Origin of the sequence: Poseidonibacter lekithochrous, assembly GCF_018861145.1 — a bacterium.
Lineage (GTDB): Bacteria > Campylobacterota > Campylobacteria > Campylobacterales > Arcobacteraceae > Poseidonibacter > Poseidonibacter lekithochrous_A.
Genome location: NZ_JAHKQT010000020.1, coordinates 34963 through 57017 on the forward strand (window position 1 = coordinate 34963; position 22055 = coordinate 57017).

Below are 22055 nucleotides of genomic sequence, written 5' to 3' on the forward strand. Positions count from 1 at the left end.
AAGCATATATGAAAAGATTTGATTTAAGACATTTAAAGAATGATTTCTATGGCAGAATGCTTGAACTTATGGACAAGCAAATAAAAGATGGTGAAAATGCGATTATTATATTTGAAATTGGAGATTTTGAAAATATTCAAAAATCTGCTGATGTAATATATGAAGCAGGGTATACATTAATGAACTCAATTAAATTCACAGAAGTTGATTGGACATTAGTTATAAAAAAAGTTGCACCAGAACCTAGAGTTGTTGAAGAAGAAGCAGCTAAAGAGGAAGTAAAATAATGAATAAGAAAGAGATAATCTCTAAAAGCGATTTCATTCTTTCTTTAGGAACTATGCTTTCTAATAATAAAGAAGATGTTAGAAATTCAATTATCGAATCAATTGCAAAAACAAATGCACAATTTGTATATATGCATCCAATTGATAATATTGATTTAAAACTTTATTATACTCAATTTATAAAGTATGAAGCGGGAAGTGAAGAGGGTATTTTAGCTTTAATTCTTGATGCTTTTGTAAAAGAATCTACAAGTGAAATTGAAAAATATATTTCTGATTTAGACCTAGGTTATATCTCAGCTGAAAGTTCTGCTGGAGAAGAAGAGTTTGAAGAAGCTTATGAAAATTCAAAAAACTCAAAGTTTAAAACTTTAATTATTGGTGATGATTTAATAGAACATCCAAGAGTAGAAAATATTGTAAAACTTCTTAGTATTATAAAAAAATACACAGACTTTAACTTAATTGTTTTAGACAATAATTTTGAAGATAAAATAAATTCATGTGTAAATTTTGATTTAGAAGAGATTGCAGAGCTAAAATCTTTTGATGGTACTGTAGTATACAGACTTATTGAAGATGAATCTACTGAAGATTTAATAGCTAGTAAGTCTTTTTCGCAAATTGCAAAAGTTTCTAATAATGATGAAGTGTACGTAATTTATAAAAGTTCAATAGTAAAAAAGACTATAAAAATTGATGAAAAATTAAATGGAACAATTGCTATTTCAAAAATAACAGGTTCAAATGAAGAAATTTTTAATGATTATAGATATAAACAAGTAAAAATACAAAAGGTTGATGCATAATGAGTGATATGATTACATTAACAATCGATGGAAAACAAGTAGAAGCAAAAGATGGTGAATCAATCTTAAACGTAGCTCGTGCAAATGATGTATTTGTTCCGGCAGTTTGCTATTTAACAAGATGTTCCCCAACACTTGCCTGTAGATTGTGTTTGGTTGAAGCTGATGGAAAACAAGTATATGGTTGTAATACAAAAGTAAAAGCTGATATGGAAGTAGTTACTGAAACTCCTGCAATTGCAAAAGAAAGACGTGCAATAATGGAGGTTTATGATGTAAATCATCCATTACAATGTGGTGTTTGTGACCAAAGTGGTGAGTGTGAATTACAAAACTATTCTTTATATATGAAAGTTGATTCTCAAAGCTATAGTATTAAAGATGTTCATAGACCAACAGCACATTGGGGTGTTATGAATTATGACCCAGGTTTATGTATTGTTTGTGAGCGATGTGTAACTGTATGTAAAGATATGGTTGGTTCAAATGCACTTAGTACTGTAAAAAGACCTTCTGATGCAATTGAGAAAACATTTAAGTCTGAAATGCCAAAAGATGCTTATGCAATGTGGAATAAACTAAATAAATCACTTATTGGTTATGATGCTGATGCCTGTACTGACTGTGGTGAATGTATCGCAGCCTGTCCCGTGGGAGCCTTAGTTTCTCATGATTTCCAATATACATCAAACTCTTGGGAACTTAAAAAAATACCAGCTGCAAATTCTCATTCAAGTGATTGTGCATTTATTTATTATGAAATAAAACAAGAATCAATTGATAATCATCGAACTAAGAAAATTTATAGAGTTACAAATGAACCACATTATTCTACTTTAAATGGTGCGGGAAGATTTGCTTATGATTTTGATAATAAAGTAGAGCAAAAAGATACAACTGCATTTATAGATGCAATAGAAGCATTTAAAAAAGCAAAAAATATTAAGTTTAATTCATTTATTACAAATGAAGAAGCTTTACTTTTACAAAAAATTGCTGATAAAACGGGTGCAAACTTAGTAAATGAAGATGCAAGATTATATCAAGAATTTTTAGCAAACTATTCAAGTACTGCAGGGACATCTTTATACTCGTCAACTTTAACAGCAGTTCATGATTCAAACTTTGTAATTTCTGTTGGTTCATATTTAAAATCAGACTTACCAAATGCAAGATATGCTCTTAATAACTCTGTTATTATGAACAAAGGTGCCGCTTTATACTTCCACCCCATTGCAGATCCTGTAATGGAAAAAATTGGTAAAAAAGGTAAAACTACTGAGTTTATATACCATGATGCATTAGCGCAAGAATCTATTTTATACTTTATTCTTTATAAATTTGGAAAAGACTTACCTGAAAATGTGAAAGTATATATTGACTCTTTAACTGAAAAAAGAACAAAAACAATAACTGAGACTATTAAAGAAAAAGTTGTTGAAATTGTAAAAGATGAAGAAACAGGTGAAGAAAAAGAAGTTTCTAAAATGGTTCCTAAAAAAGTTTCAAAAGAAGTAGAGTTTGAATATATCACTCTTTTGGAAGACTTTGGAAAAGATGAAACGTTTATTGAATTAATTGACACTATGCTAGCTAAAAAAGATACTTTCTCATTAATAGTTGGTGAAGATTTAATTACTCATCCAAATGCTAAAAATTTAGCAAAACTTTGTGGTTTAATTACTAAGTATACTGCTTTTGAAGTAGTAATTATTCCAACTTCTACAAATACTTTAGGTGTATCACAAATTTGTACACTTTCATGTGAACAAGAAGGATTTACTGTAGGTTACAATGAAAAAGCAGATTTCCAATTATCGGCTTTAGGTGATGGAGATTTAGATATTCCAGCACTTAATCAACAAGAAGGTACTTTTACAAATATTGATAAAAAAATCATTCCTACAAATGCAGCAGTTGGATTTAAAGGTTATGCTCTAAATAATGTTGCAAATATGATTTTAGATGTTGATGTTGAATACACAATTGATTATACATCATCTCTTCCAACATCAAAAGGTTATAAAGAAGTTGAGTTTGATGATTTACCAAATATGTTTGGAAATGATAGAGTTGAGTATAGAGGTTATGATTTAATTTCAAATAGTGTTGAAGTAAATGATGAAGTAAATGAAATAACTCTTAAAAGACTTGAAGTTAAAGAAGAAGAAATTGTGATTTATAAAGCTAATCCAATTAATCAATTTAATGAATTTACTGCAATATCTCATGAATTTAAAGATGAAATCCAAGCAGGTATTTTCTTCTCAACAGCAATGTTTGAAAAGTTAGGATTAGAAACTGGAAATGTAGTTAAAGTTAGTGCAAATAATCAAACTTTAGAATTAGAAGCATTTGTTGATATTCAAATTGAAGGTGAGATTGCTTATGTATCTACATTTGATAAAAACTCTGCATCTACAGCTTTATTTGATACCTTCAGATATAACACAGCAGTAGTAGAAAAGGTATAATATGGAAACAAGTATTATAATAGAAACAATTGTAAAAGTAATAATAGTTTTAGCAGTATTTTCAGCGCTTGCTGGTTTTACAACTTATATTGAAAGAAAAATATTAGCATTTATGCAAAGAAGACTTGGTCCCACAAATGTAGGTCCTTATGGCCTTTTACAAATTGCAGCAGATGGTATTAAACTTTTTACAAAAGAAGATTTTATTCCTGCAAATGCAAATAAACCTATTTTTATGGTTGCACCTTTAATTACAGCAGCAACTGCCTTTATTGCAATGAGTGCAATTCCATTTTTCCCAGAATTTGAAATGTTTGGATATACGGTTAGACCAATTATTAGTGATATTAATGTTGGTGTTTTATTTGTAATGTCTGTTGGAGCAATTGGGCTTTATGGACCATTATTAGCAGGTATGAGTTCTGCGAATAAATGGGCATTACTTGGAGGGGCTAGAACTGCAATTCAACTTTTATCTTATGAAGTAGTATCAGGTCTATCTTTATTAGCACCATTAATGATGGTTGGGTCTTTATCCTTAATTGATATAAATAACTACCAAGTAGGTGGAATTACAGAATGGATTATTTGGTCACAACCTTTAGCCTTTGTATTGTTTACAATTGCAGGTTTTGCTGAGACTAATAGAACACCATTTGATTTACTTGAGCATGAAGCTGAATTAGTTGCAGGTTATGCAACAGAGTATTCAGGAATGAGATGGGGGATGTTCTTTATTGGAGAATATGCAAACCTTTTTACAATTTCATTTTTAATTGCACTTATATTCTTAGGTGGTTTTGAGCCTTTATGGTTTATTCCAGGTGGTTTAGCAATTATCTTAAAAGTGATGTTCTTAATCTTTCTTTTCCTTTGGACAAGAGCATCTTGGCCACATATTAGACCTGATCAATTAATGTGGTTATGTTGGAAAATATTAATGCCTTTAGCACTTCTAAATATTTTAGTTACTGCTTTAGTGATAATGATTTAGGAGATAGTAATGGGATTTGAAGAATTTAAAAATAGAAATATATCAGAAGACTACGTTGTAGTTCAAGAAGATAATTATCCTAAAACATCTTGGGACTCATTTAAACAAGTAGTTAAAAGATCTGTTAAAGGTGAATTATTTACAGGTTTAAAAATTACTTTTAAGATGATGACAGGTGCACTTTTTAAAGGTGAAATGGCAACCGTACAATATCCAGCTGAAAAATTACCAATAGGTCCTAGATATAGAGCTGTACATAGATTACTTGTATTATTAGAATCTGGTGAAGAGAGATGTATTGGTTGTGGTTTATGTGAAAAGATTTGTATTGCAAATTGTATTAGAATGGAAACTAGAGTTGATGAAAACTCTAGGAAAGAAGTTTTAGAATATACAATTAATATGGGTAGATGTATTTTCTGTGGTTATTGTGCAGAAGTTTGTCCAGAGCTTGCAATTGTTCATGGAGGAAGATATGAAAACTCTTCAGAACAAAGAGCATCTTTTTCACTTAAAGAAGATATTTTAACACCATTTGATCAGTTAAACCAACAAACTGAGTTTGATGGTTTTGGTTCAGTATCAATAGATGCTGATGAAAAAATTAAAAAAACACCATTGTCGTACTAAGGAGTATAGATGTTTGAAATAGTAGCTTTTTGTCTGTTTTCAGTTTTAACTATAACTATGTTTAGTATTACAGTATTAACAAACAATGCCTTATATGCTTTAAGTTCATTAGCAGCTGGAATGATTTTTATATCAGCATTTTTCTTTTTATTAAATGCAGATTTCCTTGGAGCTGTACAAATTGTAGTTTATACAGGTGCCGTTATGTCTTTATATGCGTTTGGAATGATGTTCTTTGATACATTATCAGAAGTAAAAGAAAAGGTTAATAATCCAAGATTAGTATTTTTATTATCAGGAATGGTAGCTTTAATAGTTGTAGTTATTTTTGTATCTCCAATTTTAGGAGAAAATTTAGAAGCTAGTTTACCTATTAATCCAAATTATGGAAATACAGTAGATGTAGGTTTAGTTCTATTTACTAAGTATTTAGTTCCCTTTGAGTTAGCAGCAATTATGTTACTTGTTGCAATGATTGGTGGAATTGTTTTAGCAGGAAAGAAAATGGAAGTATCTTATTCTGATATGACTGAAGAAGAAATTGATGCGCATATTAAAGAAGAAGCCCAAAGTGAAGCTTCAAAAAAGGATGTTAAATGACACTTAACGCTTATTTGATACTATCAACAATTATATTTTCAATAGGATTAATTGGAGTATTAAGAAGAAAGAATGTTCTAATGCTTTTCTTTTCAACTGAGATTATGTTAAATGCAGTAAATATTGGGCTTGCAGCAATTTCTAAATTCCATGGAGATTTAACAGGTCAAATGTTTGCTTTCTTTATTATTGCAGTTGCTGCTAGTGAAGTTGCTATTGGATTAGGTCTTTTAATTCTTTGGTATAAAAGAACAGGTTCTATTAATTTAGATGATATCGCTAAGATGAAGGGGTAATAATGGAAAAATATGTATATATCGCACTTTTTGCCCCACTAGTTGGTTCTTTAATTGCAGCTTTATTTTCAATGAGAGGAAAAATAGCATTTACAGGATGGTTTACATCATTTATGTTAGCTGTTTCTATGTTTGCTTCTTTAAGCCTTTTATCTCATATTTATTCAACAGATACCGTTATAAATGTAACACTATTTGAATGGATTAAAACAGGTGATTTAGATATCCCTTTTGGATTTGTAGTAGATCATGTTAGTGTAATTATGATGAGTGTTGTAACAGTTGTTTCAACAATGGTTCATATTCACTCGATTGGATATATGGAAAATGATGAAGGTTTTAATAGATATTTCTCTTACCTTTCAGCATTTGTATTCTCAATGCTTGTTCTTGTAATGAGTGATAACTTTGCTGTTTTATTTATTGGATGGGAAGGTGTTGGAGTTTGTTCATGGCTATTAATTGGATTTTGGTATAAGAAAGAATCTGCTGCATGGGCTGCTAATGAAGCATTTATTATGAATAGAGTTGGAGATTTAGGTCTTCTTCTTGCTATGTTTTTAATTTATTGGAATTTAGGTTCATTACAATATTCAATCGTATTTGATAATATTGCCACTTTAGAAACTAGTACTATTACTTGGATTGGAATATTATTATTTGTTGGAGCTATGGGTAAATCAGCACAGTTTCCATTACATACATGGCTTGCAGATGCAATGGAAGGTCCAACTCCTGTTTCTGCATTAATTCATGCTGCTACTATGGTAACAGCTGGGGTTTACTTAGTTGTTAGATCAAATGAATTATACGTATTGGTTCCTGAAGTAGGTTATGGTATTGCATGTTTAGGTGCATTTGTTGCAATTTTTGCAGCATCAATGGCACTTGTTCATAATGATATGAAAAGAATTATTGCCTACTCAACACTATCACAACTTGGATATATGTTTGTTGCAGCTGGTCTTGGTGCTTATTGGGTAGCATTATTCCACCTTGTTACACATGCTTTCTTTAAATCAGTATTATTCTTAGGTGCGGGTAATGTTATGCATGCTATGAATGATGAACTTGATATTAGAAAAATGGGTGGCTTACATAATAAGATGAAGTCAACTTCAATTATTATGACAATTGCATCTGTTGCACTTGCTGGTATTTTCCCACTTGCAGGTTTCTTTTCAAAAGATAAAATTTTAGAAGCTGCATTTAATGGTGATGCTTATTTCTTATGGTTAATTTTATGGGTAACTGCAGGATTAACTGCATTTTATTCATTTAGATTAGTTATGAAAGTTTTCCATGGAGAGCAAAATTATTCAAATGAAGATTTCCATCCTCATGAAGCAAAAGGTTTTGTAATTGCTGCAATGATTCCATTAGCTATTTTAGCAGTAATTGCTGGATGGTTTGAGCATTCATTTGTAGATTTTACTACAAAAACTTTACCAACATGGGAAGCTAGTAATACAGCACATTCAACTGCATGGATTCTTATTATTGTGACAAGTGCAGTGGCACTTGCTGGGATTGCTTATGCTGTTATTAAATATAGAAATGGTGGATTTTCTAAAGACTGGGAGGATAAAGGGATTTATAAACTTTTATCTAACCAGTATTATATTCCACATTTTTATGAAAACTATATTACAAAACCATATCATCAACTTTCAGTTTGGGTATTTGAGGTTATTGAAATAAAACTGATTGATAATACAATTGAAGGTATTGCAAGACTGATTAATAAAGCAGGTGGAAAAGCAAGAGTTATTCAATCAGGTAATTTATCATCATCATTAAGACTTATGGTTTTAGGATTAATCTTAGGATTAGTTTTAGCTTTAGTGTTATCGTTATTTGGAGGAGTTAAGTAATGGAAAATATCTTATCTATGCTGATATTTTTTCCAGCAGTAGCTGCTACTGTAGGATTTATGATTCACAAAGATTCTATGAGACAGTTTGGAGTTGTAGTTACTATCGTTGAGTTTGTATTAGCTCTTTTATTATGGTATCACTTTGATAGTCAAGTTGCACAAATGCAGTTTGTTCAGACATTACCTCTTATTAGTTCGTATGGTATTAATTATGTAGTTGGAGTTGATGGTGTATCATTGTTCTTAGTTATTATGATTACTTTTATGACTATGATTGCAGTAATTGGACTTACAGAGAAAAAAGCAGTTAAAAACTTAATTATTACAATTCTTTACCTAGAAATGACAATGGTAGGAGTATTTGTATCTTTAGATTTAATTATGTTCTATATTTTCTGGGAACTAACACTTATTCCTATGTTTTATATTATTGGTTTTTGGGGAGCAGAAAGAAGATTCCATGCAGCTATTAAATTCTTTTTATATACATTTATAGGTTCTTTAATAATGCTTATTGGTATGTTATATTTTGGATATATTTACCATGAAACAACAGGTGTTTGGAGCTTTAATTTACTTGATTGGTATAGTGTTGTTTTACCCTTTGATGTTCAGTTATGGTTATTTATTGCATTCTTCTTTGGGTTTGCAGTAAAAGTACCAATGTTCCCATTCCATACTTGGTTACCTCTTGCTCATAGTCAGGCACCAACTATTGGTTCTATTGTATTAGCTGCAGTATTATTAAAAATGGAAACATATGGATTTATTAGATTTTCACTTCCATTATTTCCTGATGCGAGTGTTTACTTTATGCCATTTATGGCAACGTTAGGGATTATTGCAATTATTTATACTGCAATGGTAGCTTACGCACAAGAAGATATGAAGCAAATGATTGCTTACTCTTCAATTTCACATATGGGTGTAATTATTCTTGGAGTATTTGCTTTAAATACTGAAGGTATTTCAGGAGCAGTATTCTTAATGATTGGACATGGAGTTGTTTCAGGAGCACTGTTTATGAGTGTTGGTGTTCTTTATGATAGAAGAAAAACAAAGATGATAAAAGAGTTTGGTGGATTAGCAAAAAACATGCCAATGTTCGCACTTGTATATGGAATTGTTTTAATGGCTTCTATTGGATTACCTTTAACGGTTGGATTTGTAGGAGAGTTTTTATCTCTTCTTGGATTTTTTAAAGTTTCACCTCTTTTAACATTTGTAGCATCTCTTACAATTGTATTAAGTGCGGTTTATATGTTAGCAATGTATAAAAGAACATTTTTTGGTGAACTAATCAAAGATGAAAATAAAGCTATGAAAGATATTCATGGACGTGAACTTATCGCTTTAGGATCACTTGTGTTTTTAATTATATCTTTAGGTGTTTATCCAAAAGTTATTTTAGAACCATTAAATGTTTCTGTTGAAAAAGTCGTAAAAATTATGGATGTTAAATCTGTAGATGATAGAACAAAAGAAAGACTTCGTTCTTTAAATTCAATTGGGGAGGTTAAATAATGGAACCTATTTCAATTAATATTGAATCTTTAAATTTAGCTACATTAGCGCCAATGCTTATTACAATAATTGGTGCTATTAGTATTTTATTAACAGATCTTTTCAATAAAGAAAAACATAAATCATTATACGTAATTTTAGTAGTATTATTTTTAGTTTTTGATTTATTTACACTTCTTGCTCATACAGGAAATCCAAGTGGTATGTTTGATTTAATGCATCTTGATGGTATAGCAATATTATCTCAATGTATTATTATTGGTGGTGCGATTCTTTTTGTATTATTATCTTTATCAAAGTTAAGATTCCAAGAGTTTAGATACGCTGAATTTTTTGCTCTGTATTTATTTACTATTGCTGGTTTCCAGTTTATGGTAAGTTCAGATTCATTAATTTTAATTTTTATTGGATTAGAAACGGCATCATTATCTTTATACACAATGATTGCAATGCATAATAGAATGACATCAATTGAAGCTGCTGTTAAGTACTTTACAATGGGTGCTCTTGCAGCTGCGTTCTTTGCTTTTGGTGCTATGATTTTCTATGGATTAACAGGTTCTTTAGACTTATCAGAAATTTCACAAATTATTGTTCAAGAAAATTTCTTATCAAGTGAAAACTATGCAAACTATGTATTTGTATTGACAGGATTTGTATTTATGTTTGCAGCACTTGGATTTAAATTATCTTTATTCCCATATCATGTATGGGTTCCAGATGTTTATAGAGGTTCAAGTTCTGCAATGGCAGGATTCTTATCTGTAGTTCCTAAAATGGCAGGTTTTGTTGTTGCTATTAGATTCTTTGAAGTATTTATTGCAAGTGATGATATTATTATCAAAACGATGCTTTATACGACAATAGTTTTAACAATTACAGTTCCAAACTTGATAGCCTTACATCAAACTGATATTAAAAGAATGCTTGCATACTCTTCAATATCAAATGCTGGTATGGCAATGGCTGCTGTTTATATTGGAACGACACAAGCAACTACGGCACTATTTTTATACTGGATATTATTTACAATAACTAACTTTGGTGCTTTTGGTATGTTATGGTTAAATAGAGGAAAAGAACAAAGGGATTATGAATCACCATATACTTTTGAGAAATATTCAGGATTAGTTCAGATTTCACCATTTGCAGCTTCGATTCTTGCAATGTTCCTTTTTGCATTAACAGGACTTCCTCCATTTGCACTATTTTGGGGAAAAATGTATTTAGTTGCAAGTGCAGTAAATGCAGGTCAAATAGCACTTGCTGTTATTATTGTTTTAAACTCAGCAATTGCTGCATATTATTACTTAAGACCTATTTCTTATATGTTCTTAAAAGACCCAATTGAAGGTGCAAATAAAAAATTTATGCAAAATGCATCAACACCAATGAAATCAGTAATTGGTCTTTGTGTCTTCCTGGCAATTATCTCAGTATTAACTATTGAGCCATTACTTCAGGTTATAACTTACTACGTTACTAGCGCTGGATTTTAGATAGATATTCTAAGCATTTAAAAATAAATGATTAAATGCTTAGAATTATTGTAAAATCAACTTATGAAAAAAATATTCTTTATATTAATACTTTCCTTTTCTTTCCTTTTTTCTAACTCTTTAAATTTAACTCAAAATGATATTGTAATATTAAAAAAACTAAAATCTCTAACTGATGATAAAATGATGAAGTACTCCTTAATGGCTATTGCTATAAAAGAATCGTCTTTAGGTAAATATGTTATAAACTCAAAAAGTGAAGATTATGGCTTATTTCAAGCAAATATAAAAACAGTTTTAAAAAGACAAAAGGTAAAGGATAATTCTTTTAATAGAAGTATTTATGCTCAAAAATTAATTAATGATGTAGGTTTTGCAACTGCTAATGCAATTATTGAATTAAAATATTGGAGAAAAATACATAAAGGTAATTGGTTTAAAACTTGGTCAAGTTATAATACAGGATGGAACTATAATACTAAAGTAGGTATCAATTATGCTACTAATGTATTTGATATTATAAAAAAATTAAAGCTAGAGTACAAACTATAACCAAAAAATAAACCACAACCTGATACAATCACACTATTAAATTTTAAGGACTGCTTTTTGAAGACTATAAGTGTTGCACACTCACCCGATGCTGATGATATATTTATGTATTATGCTATTAAATTTGGTTGGGTAACTCCTAGTGATGCTAAATTTACTAATATTGCTGATGATATTGAAACATTAAATAAAGCTACACTAAAAGGTGAATATGACATCTGTGCAATATCTTTTGCTCTTTATCCTTTTGTTAAAGATGACTATGCACTTTTAAAAACTGCAGTTTCTTTTGGTGAGGGTTATGGACCAAAGCTTATAAAGAAAAAAGGCACTAGACTTAAAAAGAATTTCAAAGTAGCACTAAGTGGTGAATTTACTACAAATGGTCTTTTGTTTAAGATTGCTTATCCAAATGCAAGAATTACATATATGAATTTTTTAGATATAGAGCAAGCAGTAATTGATGGTACAGTTGATGCTGGTGTTTTAATTCATGAATCAATTCTAAATTTTAGTGATGAGCTTGAAGTAGAACGTGAGCTTTGGGATATTTGGGTTGAGTTAAGTGGCGGTGATTTACCTTTACCACTTGGTGGAATGTGTATACGACGTTCAATCCCACTTCATAGTGCAATTGATTATGAAAATACATTAATCAAAGCAGTTGATGTAGCAAATAAAAATAGAAAAGTATTAGCTCCTATGTTACTTGATAAAGGACTTATAAGAGTTGACGCGAATACTTTAGATACTTATTTAGACCTTTATGCAAATGATAACTCAGTTGAGTTAAGTGAAATTCAATATAAAGCTTTAGATAAGTTATTTGAACTTGGTTATAAAAATGGATTTTATGAAAACTTAGTAAAATCCCAAGACTTTTTAATCCCAAGTCTTTATAAAGAATTAAGAGCAAAATAAAAAAGAATGGAAAATTATTTTAAAGAGCTAGATTTTTCAAGATATTCATCAATTAAAATAGGACCAAAGGCAGATGTTTTAGTGATAAATGAGATAGGTGATTATCCTGAATATCAAATACTAGGTCGTGCCAATAATGTATTAATATCTCCAAATCATCCAAAATTTGCGATTTTAGGTGAAGAGTTTGATTATATAAAGAAAGTTGGTAATTTACTTTATGTTGGGTGTGCAACAACTTCAGGTAAACTTTTAACATATACACGAAATAATGATATTGCAGATTTAGAATTTTTAGCTAAGTTACCTGGAAATATGGGTGGTTTAGTTAAGATGAATGCAGGATTAAAATCTTGGGAAGTATTTAACTATGTTCATTCTATTAAAACAAAAGATGGATATATAAAAAAAGAAGATATTGAGTATTCATATAGACATACAAAAATAGATACTATTGTTTATGAAGTAGTATTTAATATTTCTTATGGATTTTCAAAAGATAAACTAAAACAGTTTAATAAAATGAGAGATAATCAACCTCATGTACCAAGTGCAGGCTCGTGTTTTGCTAATCCAGAGGGTGATTATGCAGGACGTTTAATAGAAGAAATAGGTTTAAAAGGTTTTAAAAAAGGGAGTATGTCTTTTTCAAGTGAACATGCAAACTTTTTAGTAAACAATGGCGATGGAACATATGAAGACGCTGTGTATTTAATTGATTTAGCAAAGAGCAAAATCAAAGAACAGTTTAATATAGATATAAAAGCAGAAGTAATAATTTATTAGTAATATCATTTAATTTATGATAGAATGCAAAAATTCAAAAATATATAAGGTTTTTTTTAGTGAAGAATTTAGTAATAGTGGAGTCACCCGCAAAAGCGAAAACAATATCAAAGTTTCTAGGAAGTGATTACGTAGTAATGGCTTCAATGGGACATGTAAGAGATTTACCAAAATCAAAATTAGGCTTTGATCCAGAAGATAACTTCAAACCTAAATATTTAATATCAACAGATAAAAAGAAAGTCATCACAGATTTAAAAAAACATATTAATAAAGACACTACGATCTACCTAGCGGCCGATGAGGATAGGGAAGGGGAAGCTATTGCATGGCATTTAATTCCTGCACTTAAAATAGAAAATAATCCTATTAAAAGAATTGTATTCCATGAGATTACAAAAGATGCAATTTTAAAAGCCTTAGAAAACCCAAGAGAAGTTGATCAACATTTAGTTGATGCTCAGCAAGCAAGAAGAATTCTTGATCGGGCAGTAGGATATGAGCTTTCTCCACTATTATGGAGAAAAGTTAGATATGGATTATCAGCAGGTCGTGTTCAAAGTGTTGCTGTTAAGATTATCGTAGATAGAGAAAATGAAATTAGAGCTTTTGTTCCTGAAGAGTACTGGAAGGTTAAATCTGAGTTTGCAAATCCAGAATTAAAATCAGAATTAGCAAAAATTAATGGAAAAACTGCAAAAGTTAAAAATGAAGCAGAGGCAAAAGAAATTGAAGCTTCAATTAATATGGGTAATTTTGTATTAAATGATATCGAAGAAAAAGATTCTAAAAGAAATCCTGCTGCTCCATTTACAACTTCAACACTACAACAAGAAGCAAGTAGAAAACTAGGTTATTCTGTTAAACAAACAATGGTAATAGCACAGCAACTTTATGAAGGAAATGTAGGTAATATCCCAAATCACACAGGTGGTTTAATCACATATATGAGAACAGATTCGTTAAATCTTTCTAAAGTTGCAACTAGTGCTGCTAAAGAAGTTATTGAAGCAGAGTATGGAAAAGATTATGCACTTAAAAACCCGCGAACTTACAAATCAAAAGCAAAGGGTGCTCAAGAAGCGCATGAAGCTATTAGACCTGTAGATTTAAGTTTAAAACCTACTGATATAAAAGCATATGTAGATAGTGCACAATATAAACTTTACTCATTAATTTGGAAAAGAACACTTGCAACTCAAATGGCAGCTGCTCAAATCGCAAATACTACTTATAAAATACAAGCAGGAAAAGATAAAGAGTATGAGTTCCAAACAAAGGGACAAAGAATAATCTTCGCAGGATTTATGAAAGCTTATACAGAAGGTAGTGATAATCCAGAAGGTGCTCTTGATAGTACTGAAAAAATTCTTCCTACTATTAAAAAAGGAACAGTTTTAGATTTAAAAAAATTAGATTTAGAACAATTATTTACAAAGCCACCAGCTCGATATACAGAAGCTTCACTAGTTAAAAAACTTGAAGCGGAAGGTATTGGACGTCCTTCTACTTATGCTCCAACAATTTCAACTATTCAGCAAAGAGAATATGTTGTAAAAACAGAAGATAAAAAACTTACACCAACACCAACGGGTGAAATAGTAAATAGCTTTTTAGCAGATCATTTCTCAGATATTATAAATCTTGGGTTTACTGCAAAAATTGAAGAAGAGTTTGATGAAATAGCAGAAGGTAAAATAGCTTGGGAACAAGTAATGCAAGAATTCTATGGTAGTTTTAAAAAGACTATTATTGAAAAAGAAGAAACAGTAAATAAAGAAGATTATTTACAAATTAGAGAAATAGGAACAGATCCAAAATCAGGAAAACCTATGAGTGCAAGAGTTGGAAGATTTGGACCGTTTGTTCAAATAGGAACAAAAGATGATGAGGAAAAACCATTATTTGTAGCAATTCCTAAGCATTTAAATATGGATACTATTACTATGGATGAAGCATTGTTTTTATTCACACTTCCAAGAGTTGTAGGACAAGATAAAGATGGTGAAGATATTAAGGCAAATATTGGAAGATTTGGTCCATATTTACAAGTAAAATCTTCATATTATTCTTTAAAAGAAGATGATCCATATAAAATAGAATTACCACGAGCATTAGAAGTAATTCAAGAGCTAAAAGAAGCAAAAGAAAAAGCAACTATTAAAGTTTTTGAAAAAGAAAAAATTCATGTTCTAATTGGAAGATATGGTGCATATATCAAGCAAGGTAGAAAAAACTATAAAATTCCAAAAGGAAAAATTGCAGAAGATTTAACACTAGAAGAGTGTCAAGAAATCATAGCAAAAGATCCAAAATCAAAAACAGCAGATAAAAAAGCACCTGCAAAAAAAGCAGCGGCAAAGAAAAAGCCTGCAGCTAAGAAAATAGCTACTAAAAAAGCACCTGCAAAGAAAACAACAGCAAAAAAAGCCGTTGCTAAAAAAACTACTGCAAAAAAAGAAGCAAAGTAAAAATAAATGAAAATTGGTATCCTTTCAGATAGTCACTTTAAAAGTGACTATACTAATGAAGTAATTGATTTACTTAAAGAGAAGAAGTGTGAATACTTAATTCATGCAGGGGATTTATGTATAGAAAAAAATCTTCAATTATTAGAAGAATCTAAACTTCCATATGTAAGTGTTTTTGGAAATAATGATATGGATTTATTTCCACTTGCAAATAAATATCTAATAAAACAAGAACCTTACTATTTTAAAATTAAAGAAAATAAGTTTAAATTAATGCATATGCCTTATCACTTAAGTCCTGATAGTGATATAGTGATTTTTGGTCATACACATATGTTTGAATGTGAATATAAGAATAAAACACTTTTTATAAATCCAGGTGAAGTTTGTGCAAGAGAAAAGCCACATATTGAATGTGCACTACTAGAAATTAATGAAAATGAGTATATAATCTCACACTATTTTAAAGATATAAATAAAAATAATTATGAAAAGAAAGAGTATAAATATGAACGATAAATTTAAAAATACAGATGAAATTTTTTTATGCGCGATATGTAATGTAGAAAGTGGTACATGCAATGAAGACTGTAAATTTTGTACACAAAGTGTAAGATATAAAGCAGATATTGAAAGATATACATTAAAAACTATTGAACAAATTTTAAAAGAAGCAAAAGCTGCTAGAGAAAATGGAGCAGTAGGATTTTGTTTAGTAACAGCAGGACTTGGTTTAACTGATAAAAAAACAAAGTTTATTGCAAAAGCTGCACGAGCTATCAAAGCAGAAGATTTAGGACTTAGATTGATTGCCTGTAATGGAACAGCTTCTGTTGAGCAATTGAAAGAATTAAAAGCTGCAGGTGTTGATAATTATAATCATAACTTAGAAACATCAAGAGAATTCTATCCTACTATTTGTACTACACATCCTTGGGATGATAGATATCAAACTTGTTTAAATGTAAAAGAAGCAGGATTACAACTTGTTTGTGGTGGAATTTTCGGAATGGGTGAAACTCAAGAAGATAGAATTTCTATGATTAAATCAATTGCATCATTAGATCCAATGAATGTGCCTTTAAACTTTTTCCATCCAAATGAAGCTTTACCAATTGTTGAAAATACAATTACAAGAGAAGAAGCATTTGATTTAGTTGAATTATCAAGAAAAATGATTCCAAATGCACATAAAATTATGGTAGCTGGTGGAAGAGAATTGATGTTTGGTGATGAGCAATATGAGATTTTTAACAGAGGCGCAAATGCTTTTGTAATTGGTGATTATTTAACAACTACTGGAAAAACTCCAAAAGATGATGTTGAAGCATTAGAAGCTTTAGGATTTAAAATAGCAAAACACGTAGTTAAAATGGAAAACGAGAAGTAGGGCTGCTTAATGAGTGAAGAAATATCAATAATTATTACCATATCTTTAATTATATTTACTTCACCCTTAATTGCTAAGATATTAAGACTTCCTACAATTACTGTAGAAATAATACTAGGTGCGGTTGCGGCTTATTTTGCTTTTATAATTGATCATGCAATTTTAGATCTAGCTGCTAAACTTGGATTTTTATATCTAATGTTTTTAGCCGGTCTAGAAGTTGATATGAAAAAAATTGTAAACATTTCACCTACAATTTTAAAAAAATCCCTTATTTATAATGTTATACTTTTTTCCTTATCTACATTAATTACTGTATATTTAGATATTGGATATATATTTATTGTTATATTACCTTTAATTTCAATAGGTTTATTAGCAGCATTAAAAAAAGAGTATGGAGATGTAGAATGGATTAGGCTTTCCATTTTAGTAGGTCTTATCGGTGAAATTGTATCTATCTTTGCGCTTACTACGGTAACAGCAGGTTTAGAGTTTGGGATTAACTTTGAGTTTTATAAGATTATGTTCCTATTTGTAATGTTCTTAATTTCAATGATAATTTTCTATAAAGTATTTCATAATCTTATTTGGTGGTTCCCTGAAATCAAAGCATACTTAATGCCTGAAAAAGATCATCAAGAGCAAGATATTAGAGTTTCTATGAGTATCTTCTTCTTAATGATTGCTATTATGATGATATTGCATTTAAAAGTAGCCTTTGGTGCATTTATTGCAGGAGCATTTATAACAACATTTTTTGAGCAACATAATAAGCAGCTACCTCATAAATTAGAGCATTTTGGCTTTGGTTGGCTGGTACCAATATTCTTTATTTCTGTTGGTGCTTCATTTGAATTAACAGCAGTATTTCAAGATGGATTATTTGTAAAAGCCATTTTAATAGTATTTGCAATGGTTGGGATAAGATTTATAGCTTCAATGTTATTTGTAAAAGAGATGGGTTGGAATAAGTTCTTTATGATTGGACTTTCACACTCGATGCCAATTACACTTTTAATTGCAGTAACAACAATAGCATATAATAACCACTCTATTACTCAGGAGTATTATTATGCATTTATTCTAGCAGCTATCTTAGAAGTATTAATAGTAATGATAGCTATTAGAATATTATCTTATTTTATTAATTCAAAGAAAATACAGTAATTATATTGTCTTTATATTCAACTTTATAATTACTTGGATTTTTAGATAGTAAAATTACTACCCTATAAAATTTCTCTTCTTTATGATTACCTACCGCAATCTTTTTAAAGTTTTTTGAATCTAAATCACTTCTTTTAGTATAAAAATTCTTTTTAGCTTTATAGTCAATTATAAGTTTATTTTCTTTATCTATATTAAATTTTTTTGATACTATATCTTTTGTATGGAGTATTAATTTATTATCATTGTATTCAACTTTAATAAAGTCTAAAAGTACTTTTGTTTTTGTTTGAGTATCTTCTTCAATAATATCTGTTCTAGGTTTTACATATACAACTTGTTCTAATTCTTGAGGTTTGTTTTTTTCTAACTCTTTTTTTACAAGTTTCTTTACTTTACTTTCTGATTGAACTTGTGCTTTTTTAATTAGTTTCTTAACTTCTTTTTTTGTATAAGTTTTTTCTACTTTTAAAGCAGGAGTTAGCTTTTTTATAGCTTCTTCCACTTTTTTCTTATTTTGATTATTGTCAGTTACATTTGACATTTTTTCTTGCATTTCTTGGATATAAGCTGCTTCATTGATAGAATTCTCATCTATTTCGTTTTGCTCTATTATTCTTGCTGCTTCTTCTTCATAAGCATTTGTAGCTTCAAATGGATTCTCTCTTGCATTTAAGGTAAATGCTAAAATAAGTGTTAATGTAAATAGAAATAAAGTTTTCATTCTTCAGGCTCCAGATTTTTTAATTCAAAATATTCTTTTTGCAGATAAGCATTGTCTTCTTGAAGTCTAGTAATCTCTTTTTCTAAGTAAATCTTTTTGTGTTTTAAAGAGTTATATACTTCTAGCGAATTATCTCCAAAAAGAGTATTAGCTACGTGGTAAGAAAGAAATATAGTAAGAGCAATAGAGACTATTGCAATTACTATAAATTTTCTATAATTACGTAAAAATTTTTTCATAAATTTACTATTTAGTAAAAGGTGTTCTTCCTAAATATTCTGCATAAGCAATTTCTGCACCAATTTCTAATAATCTATTGTATTTCGCGATTCTATCACTTCTTGCCGTAGAACCAGTTTTAATCTGACCACAATTTAAAGCAACAGCAAAATCAGCAATAAATGCATCTTCACTTTCTCCTGATCTATGAGACATTACACAATTGTAGTTGTTTCTTTGCGCTAATCTAATTGTTAGCATAGTTTCAGAAACAGTTCCAATTTGATTTGGTTTAATTAAAATTGAGTTTGCAATATTTTTATTAATACCTTCATTTAAAATAGAAGCATTCGTTACAAATAAATCATCTCCAACTAATTGTACTTTATCTCCTAAAGTTTCAGTTAATATTTTCCATCCATCCCAATCATCTTCACTTAAACCATCTTCGATTGAAACGATTGGATATTTAGCACATAAATCAGCATAATATTTTACTAATTCTTCAGCAGTGATTTCTCTATCTTCTGATTTTAATACATAAAGACCTTTATCATTTATAAGCTCAGAAGCAGCTACATCAAGAGCAAGTGCTATTTGTTCACCAGGAACATATCCCGCTTTTTTAATTGCTTTTACAATTACTTCTAAAGGTTCTTCATTTGATTTTAAGTTTGGAGCAAATCCACCTTCATCACCAACTGCAGTTGATTCACCCATTTCATCAATAACTTTTTTTAATGACTGATAAATTTCAGCAGTAGCTCTTAACCCTTCATTGAAGTTTTCAAAACCTACAGGCATAATCATGTATTCTTGGAAATCTACAGAGTTATTAGCATGTTCTCCACCGTTTATAATATTAAACATAGGTACAGGCATAGTCATAGCATTTGCACCTCCAAGATATCTATATAATGGAATATTTAATGAAGCAGCCGCAGCACGAGCTACTGCCATAGATACACCTAAAACAGCATTAGCTCCTAAGTTAGCATAATTGTTTGTACCATCAATATCTTTCATAGTAGCATCAATCTCTGCTTGATTATAAGGACTCATTCCTAATAATTCATCAGCAATAGTAGTGTTTACATTTTCAACTGCTTTTAAAACACCTTTTCCTAAGTATCTAGCATCGCCATCTCTTAGTTCTAAAGCTTCTCTTTTTCCAGTACTTGCACCACTTGGTACGATAGCACTTTCTTTTGTACCATCACTTAATACAACAGTGGCTCTTACTGTTGGGTTTCCTCTTGAATCTAATACTTCGTCTGCGTATACATTGTCAATAAATACCACGTAGTTCTCCTATTCTTTATAATTTGTATGATTATATCTAAAATTTGATTTTTGTTTGCTTTGCTAAAGTAGTTTTTGTGTGTTTAAAAAAAGTTATAAAAGAAGAATCAAAGAGAAAAATCTCTTTGATTTAAAGAAGAAATTAAATCTTAATCGTCTTCATTTTCATCTTCTTGAGGTATTGCGCCTTTTAAAATCTCATCATTAACACCCATTGCTTCTAGTATTTTATTTTCAATTTCAAGTGCAATTTCAGGATTATCTCTTAGGAATACTTTAGAGTTTTCTTTTCCTTGTCCGATTTTTGCATCGCCGTATGAGAACCATGAACCTGCTTTATCAACAATATCCAGTTTAACCCCATAATCTACAAGTTCTCCCATTTTTGAAATACCTTCACCAAACATGATATCAAATTCAGCTAGTTTAAATGGAGCAGCAACTTTGTTTTTTACAACTTTTACTTTTACTCTATTTCCTATTGAATTTTCACCTTGTTTAAGTGTAGCAATTCTTCTAATATCAAGTCTAACTGATGAGTAGAATTTAAGTGCATTTCCACCTGTTGTAGTTTCTGGACTACCATAACCTGTCATTCCAATTTTCATTCTAATTTGGTTAATAAAGATTACCGTACATTGCATTTTATTTAATAAACCAGTAATTTTTCTTAAGGCTTTAGACATAAGCCTAGCTTGAACACCAACTTGTTGATCATCCATATCACCGTCAATTTCTACTTTAGGAGTAAGCGCTGCAACTGAATCAATTACAACTAAATCAACAGCACCAGATCTAATAACAGTTTCCAAAATCTCCAAAGCTTGTTCACCATAATCAGGTTGTGAAACAAGTAAGTTATCAATATCAACACCTAAATTTTTAGCATAAGCGGTATCTAAAGCATGTTCCGCATCAATAAATGCACAAACACCACCAGCTTTTTGACACTCTGCAATTGCATGCAAGGTAAGTGTTGTTTTCCCAGAAGATTCAGGTCCATATATCTCAATAACTCTACCTTGAGGAAGACCTCCAACACCAAGAGCTAAATCAAGTCCTAGTGAACCCGTACTAATAGCTTCAGTTGCTACTACTTCTTTGTCTCCCAGTCTAATTAAAGTACCTTTTCCAAATGCTTTGTCAATTTGTTTTATAGCTAAGTCTAGTGATTTTTTTTGATTATCATCCATGTTATTTCCTAATTTTGATTCTATTATTTATTTATGAGAGAATTTTAGCAGATTTATTTTGAATTGTTGATTTATATTGCAAATTGTAAGATTTTTATTTTTCTTCTTGAATCTTTTCTACTGTTTCAATAGTTTTAATATGAGAATTAACTCTTTGTTTCATATTAAAAGATTTAATATGCTTTGCTAGAATTTTTGTATATTTTTTATAATTTCTTGAGTTTTTTTCAAATGTTACAAGTTTTTGTTGTATTTTTAATATATCTTTAGAAATAGTATTATTTTGCATGTCGTAAACCTTAAATAAAAATATGTAACATAATAACAAAAAACTATTT

The 22055-nt window shown here is 29.8% G+C and carries 22 protein-coding genes; 17 read left to right on the plus strand and 5 right to left on the minus strand.

The features are described from left to right. Positions 1–8 precede the first annotated feature (8 nt). The 17 genes from KO488_RS07900 to KO488_RS07980 all read left to right on the plus strand — a co-directional run bounded on the left by KO488_RS07900 (position 9) and on the right by KO488_RS07980 (position 18279). Positions 9–287: an NADH-ubiquinone oxidoreductase subunit E family protein gene (locus KO488_RS07900; RefSeq protein ID WP_216058259.1), complete on the plus strand. Its 279-nt coding sequence runs from the start codon at positions 9–11 to the stop codon at positions 285–287. Further along, a complete protein-coding gene (locus tag KO488_RS07905; RefSeq protein ID WP_216058260.1) occupies positions 287–1096 on the plus strand; it encodes a hypothetical protein in 810 nt (269 codons plus the stop codon). Before KO488_RS07900 ends, KO488_RS07905 begins: the two co-directional genes overlap by 1 nt. Continuing rightward, on the plus strand, positions 1096–3570 hold the full coding sequence (locus KO488_RS07910) for an NADH-quinone oxidoreductase subunit G (RefSeq protein ID WP_216058261.1): 2475 nt from the start codon (positions 1096–1098) through the stop codon (positions 3568–3570). Before KO488_RS07905 ends, KO488_RS07910 begins: the two co-directional genes overlap by 1 nt. Position 3571: 1 nt before the next feature. Beyond that, positions 3572–4564 (plus strand): NADH-quinone oxidoreductase subunit NuoH, encoded by a 993-nt coding sequence (gene nuoH / locus KO488_RS07915; RefSeq protein WP_216058262.1) that lies wholly within the window; start codon positions 3572–3574, stop codon positions 4562–4564. 9 nt (positions 4565–4573) lie between these two features. After that, positions 4574–5194 carry an NADH-quinone oxidoreductase subunit NuoI gene (gene nuoI, locus KO488_RS07920; protein WP_216058263.1) on the plus strand — a complete coding sequence of 207 codons (621 nt, stop codon included), beginning with the start codon at positions 4574–4576 and terminating at the stop codon, positions 5192–5194. 9 nt (positions 5195–5203) lie between these two features. Continuing rightward, positions 5204–5794 (plus strand): NADH-quinone oxidoreductase subunit J, encoded by a 591-nt coding sequence (locus KO488_RS07925; RefSeq protein WP_216058264.1) that lies wholly within the window; start codon positions 5204–5206, stop codon positions 5792–5794. Continuing rightward, positions 5791–6090 carry an NADH-quinone oxidoreductase subunit NuoK gene (nuoK, locus tag KO488_RS07930; RefSeq protein WP_216058265.1) on the plus strand — a complete coding sequence of 100 codons (300 nt, stop codon included), beginning with the start codon at positions 5791–5793 and terminating at the stop codon, positions 6088–6090. Before KO488_RS07925 ends, nuoK begins: the two co-directional genes overlap by 4 nt. A gap of 2 nt (positions 6091–6092) precedes the next feature. Continuing rightward, on the plus strand, positions 6093–7964 hold the full coding sequence (gene nuoL, locus KO488_RS07935; protein ID WP_216058266.1) for an NADH-quinone oxidoreductase subunit L: 1872 nt from the start codon (positions 6093–6095) through the stop codon (positions 7962–7964). After that, entirely contained in the window at positions 7964–9490 is a 1527-nt protein-coding gene (locus KO488_RS07940; protein ID WP_216058267.1) for an NADH-quinone oxidoreductase subunit M, read from the plus strand. The genes nuoL and KO488_RS07940 overlap by 1 nt, the downstream gene beginning before the upstream one ends. Then, positions 9487–10989, plus strand: coding sequence for an NADH-quinone oxidoreductase subunit NuoN (gene nuoN, locus KO488_RS07945; protein WP_216058286.1), 1503 nt, complete (start codon positions 9487–9489; stop codon positions 10987–10989). The genes KO488_RS07940 and nuoN overlap by 4 nt, the downstream gene beginning before the upstream one ends. Before the next feature lie 63 nt (positions 10990–11052). After that, entirely contained in the window at positions 11053–11541 is a 489-nt protein-coding gene (locus KO488_RS07950) for a transglycosylase SLT domain-containing protein (RefSeq protein ID WP_216058268.1), read from the plus strand. 57 nt (positions 11542–11598) lie between these two features. After that, on the plus strand, positions 11599–12462 hold the full coding sequence (locus tag KO488_RS07955) for a menaquinone biosynthesis family protein (RefSeq protein ID WP_216058269.1): 864 nt from the start codon (positions 11599–11601) through the stop codon (positions 12460–12462). Positions 12463–12468: 6 nt separating this feature from the next. Continuing rightward, positions 12469–13248 carry a UDP-N-acetylmuramate dehydrogenase gene (locus KO488_RS07960; RefSeq protein ID WP_216058270.1) on the plus strand — a complete coding sequence of 260 codons (780 nt, stop codon included), beginning with the start codon at positions 12469–12471 and terminating at the stop codon, positions 13246–13248. Positions 13249–13307: 59 nt separating this feature from the next. Next, positions 13308–15719: a type I DNA topoisomerase gene (topA, locus tag KO488_RS07965; protein ID WP_216058271.1), complete on the plus strand. Its 2412-nt coding sequence runs from the start codon at positions 13308–13310 to the stop codon at positions 15717–15719. Between the two features lie 6 nt (positions 15720–15725). After that, positions 15726–16238, plus strand: a complete 513-nt coding sequence (locus KO488_RS07970; RefSeq protein WP_216058272.1) for a metallophosphoesterase family protein — start codon at positions 15726–15728, stop codon at positions 16236–16238. Then, positions 16228–17109: a biotin synthase gene (locus KO488_RS07975; protein WP_216058273.1), complete on the plus strand. Its 882-nt coding sequence runs from the start codon at positions 16228–16230 to the stop codon at positions 17107–17109. Before KO488_RS07970 ends, KO488_RS07975 begins: the two co-directional genes overlap by 11 nt. A gap of 9 nt (positions 17110–17118) precedes the next feature. Then, the gene (locus KO488_RS07980; RefSeq protein ID WP_216058274.1) at positions 17119–18279 is read left to right on the plus strand and encodes a cation:proton antiporter; all 1161 of its coding nucleotides are present in this window, start codon (positions 17119–17121) and stop codon (positions 18277–18279) included. Here KO488_RS07980 and KO488_RS07985 read toward each other — a convergent pair. The 5 genes from KO488_RS07985 to KO488_RS08005 form a co-directional block, all read right to left on the minus strand. Beyond that, entirely contained in the window at positions 18257–19003 is a 747-nt protein-coding gene (locus KO488_RS07985) for an AMIN domain-containing protein (protein WP_216058275.1), read from the minus strand. The genes KO488_RS07980 and KO488_RS07985 overlap by 23 nt on opposite strands. Beyond that, a complete protein-coding gene (locus KO488_RS07990) occupies positions 19000–19242 on the minus strand; it encodes an FtsB family cell division protein (protein ID WP_216058276.1) in 243 nt (80 codons plus the stop codon). Before KO488_RS07990 ends, KO488_RS07985 begins: the two co-directional genes overlap by 4 nt. Before the next feature lie 7 nt (positions 19243–19249). Beyond that, positions 19250–20524: a phosphopyruvate hydratase gene (gene eno / locus KO488_RS07995; protein ID WP_216058277.1), complete on the minus strand. Its 1275-nt coding sequence runs from the start codon at positions 20522–20524 to the stop codon at positions 19250–19252. Between the two features lie 149 nt (positions 20525–20673). Beyond that, a complete protein-coding gene (gene recA, locus KO488_RS08000) occupies positions 20674–21717 on the minus strand; it encodes a recombinase RecA (protein ID WP_216058278.1) in 1044 nt (347 codons plus the stop codon). A gap of 94 nt (positions 21718–21811) precedes the next feature. After that, positions 21812–22006, minus strand: coding sequence for a hypothetical protein (locus tag KO488_RS08005; RefSeq protein WP_216058279.1), 195 nt, complete (start codon positions 22004–22006; stop codon positions 21812–21814). Positions 22007–22055: the final 49 nt, after the last annotated feature.

Coding starts and splice junctions, on each gene's coding strand:
- KO488_RS08005 (WP_216058279.1), bottom strand. CDS start 22,006: ATGCAAAATAATACTATTTCTAAAGATATATTAAAAATACAACAAAAA.
- KO488_RS07910 (WP_216058261.1), top strand. CDS start 1,096: ATGAGTGATATGATTACATTAACAATCGATGGAAAACAAGTAGAAGCA.
- nuoL (WP_216058266.1), top strand. CDS start 6,093: ATGGAAAAATATGTATATATCGCACTTTTTGCCCCACTAGTTGGTTCT.
- KO488_RS07960 (WP_216058270.1), top strand. CDS start 12,469: ATGGAAAATTATTTTAAAGAGCTAGATTTTTCAAGATATTCATCAATT.
- KO488_RS07970 (WP_216058272.1), top strand. CDS start 15,726: ATGAAAATTGGTATCCTTTCAGATAGTCACTTTAAAAGTGACTATACT.
- KO488_RS07940 (WP_216058267.1), top strand. CDS start 7,964: ATGGAAAATATCTTATCTATGCTGATATTTTTTCCAGCAGTAGCTGCT.
- KO488_RS07900 (WP_216058259.1), top strand. CDS start 9: ATGAAAAGATTTGATTTAAGACATTTAAAGAATGATTTCTATGGCAGA.
- recA (WP_216058278.1), bottom strand. CDS start 21,717: ATGGATGATAATCAAAAAAAATCACTAGACTTAGCTATAAAACAAATT.
- KO488_RS07925 (WP_216058264.1), top strand. CDS start 5,204: ATGTTTGAAATAGTAGCTTTTTGTCTGTTTTCAGTTTTAACTATAACT.
- nuoI (WP_216058263.1), top strand. CDS start 4,574: ATGGGATTTGAAGAATTTAAAAATAGAAATATATCAGAAGACTACGTT.
- KO488_RS07905 (WP_216058260.1), top strand. CDS start 287: ATGAATAAGAAAGAGATAATCTCTAAAAGCGATTTCATTCTTTCTTTA.
- KO488_RS07975 (WP_216058273.1), top strand. CDS start 16,228: ATGAACGATAAATTTAAAAATACAGATGAAATTTTTTTATGCGCGATA.
- KO488_RS07990 (WP_216058276.1), bottom strand. CDS start 19,242: ATGAAAAAATTTTTACGTAATTATAGAAAATTTATAGTAATTGCAATA.
- nuoK (WP_216058265.1), top strand. CDS start 5,791: ATGACACTTAACGCTTATTTGATACTATCAACAATTATATTTTCAATA.
- KO488_RS07985 (WP_216058275.1), bottom strand. CDS start 19,003: ATGAAAACTTTATTTCTATTTACATTAACACTTATTTTAGCATTTACC.
- KO488_RS07980 (WP_216058274.1), top strand. CDS start 17,119: ATGAGTGAAGAAATATCAATAATTATTACCATATCTTTAATTATATTT.
- KO488_RS07950 (WP_216058268.1), top strand. CDS start 11,053: ATGAAAAAAATATTCTTTATATTAATACTTTCCTTTTCTTTCCTTTTT.
- nuoH (WP_216058262.1), top strand. CDS start 3,572: ATGGAAACAAGTATTATAATAGAAACAATTGTAAAAGTAATAATAGTT.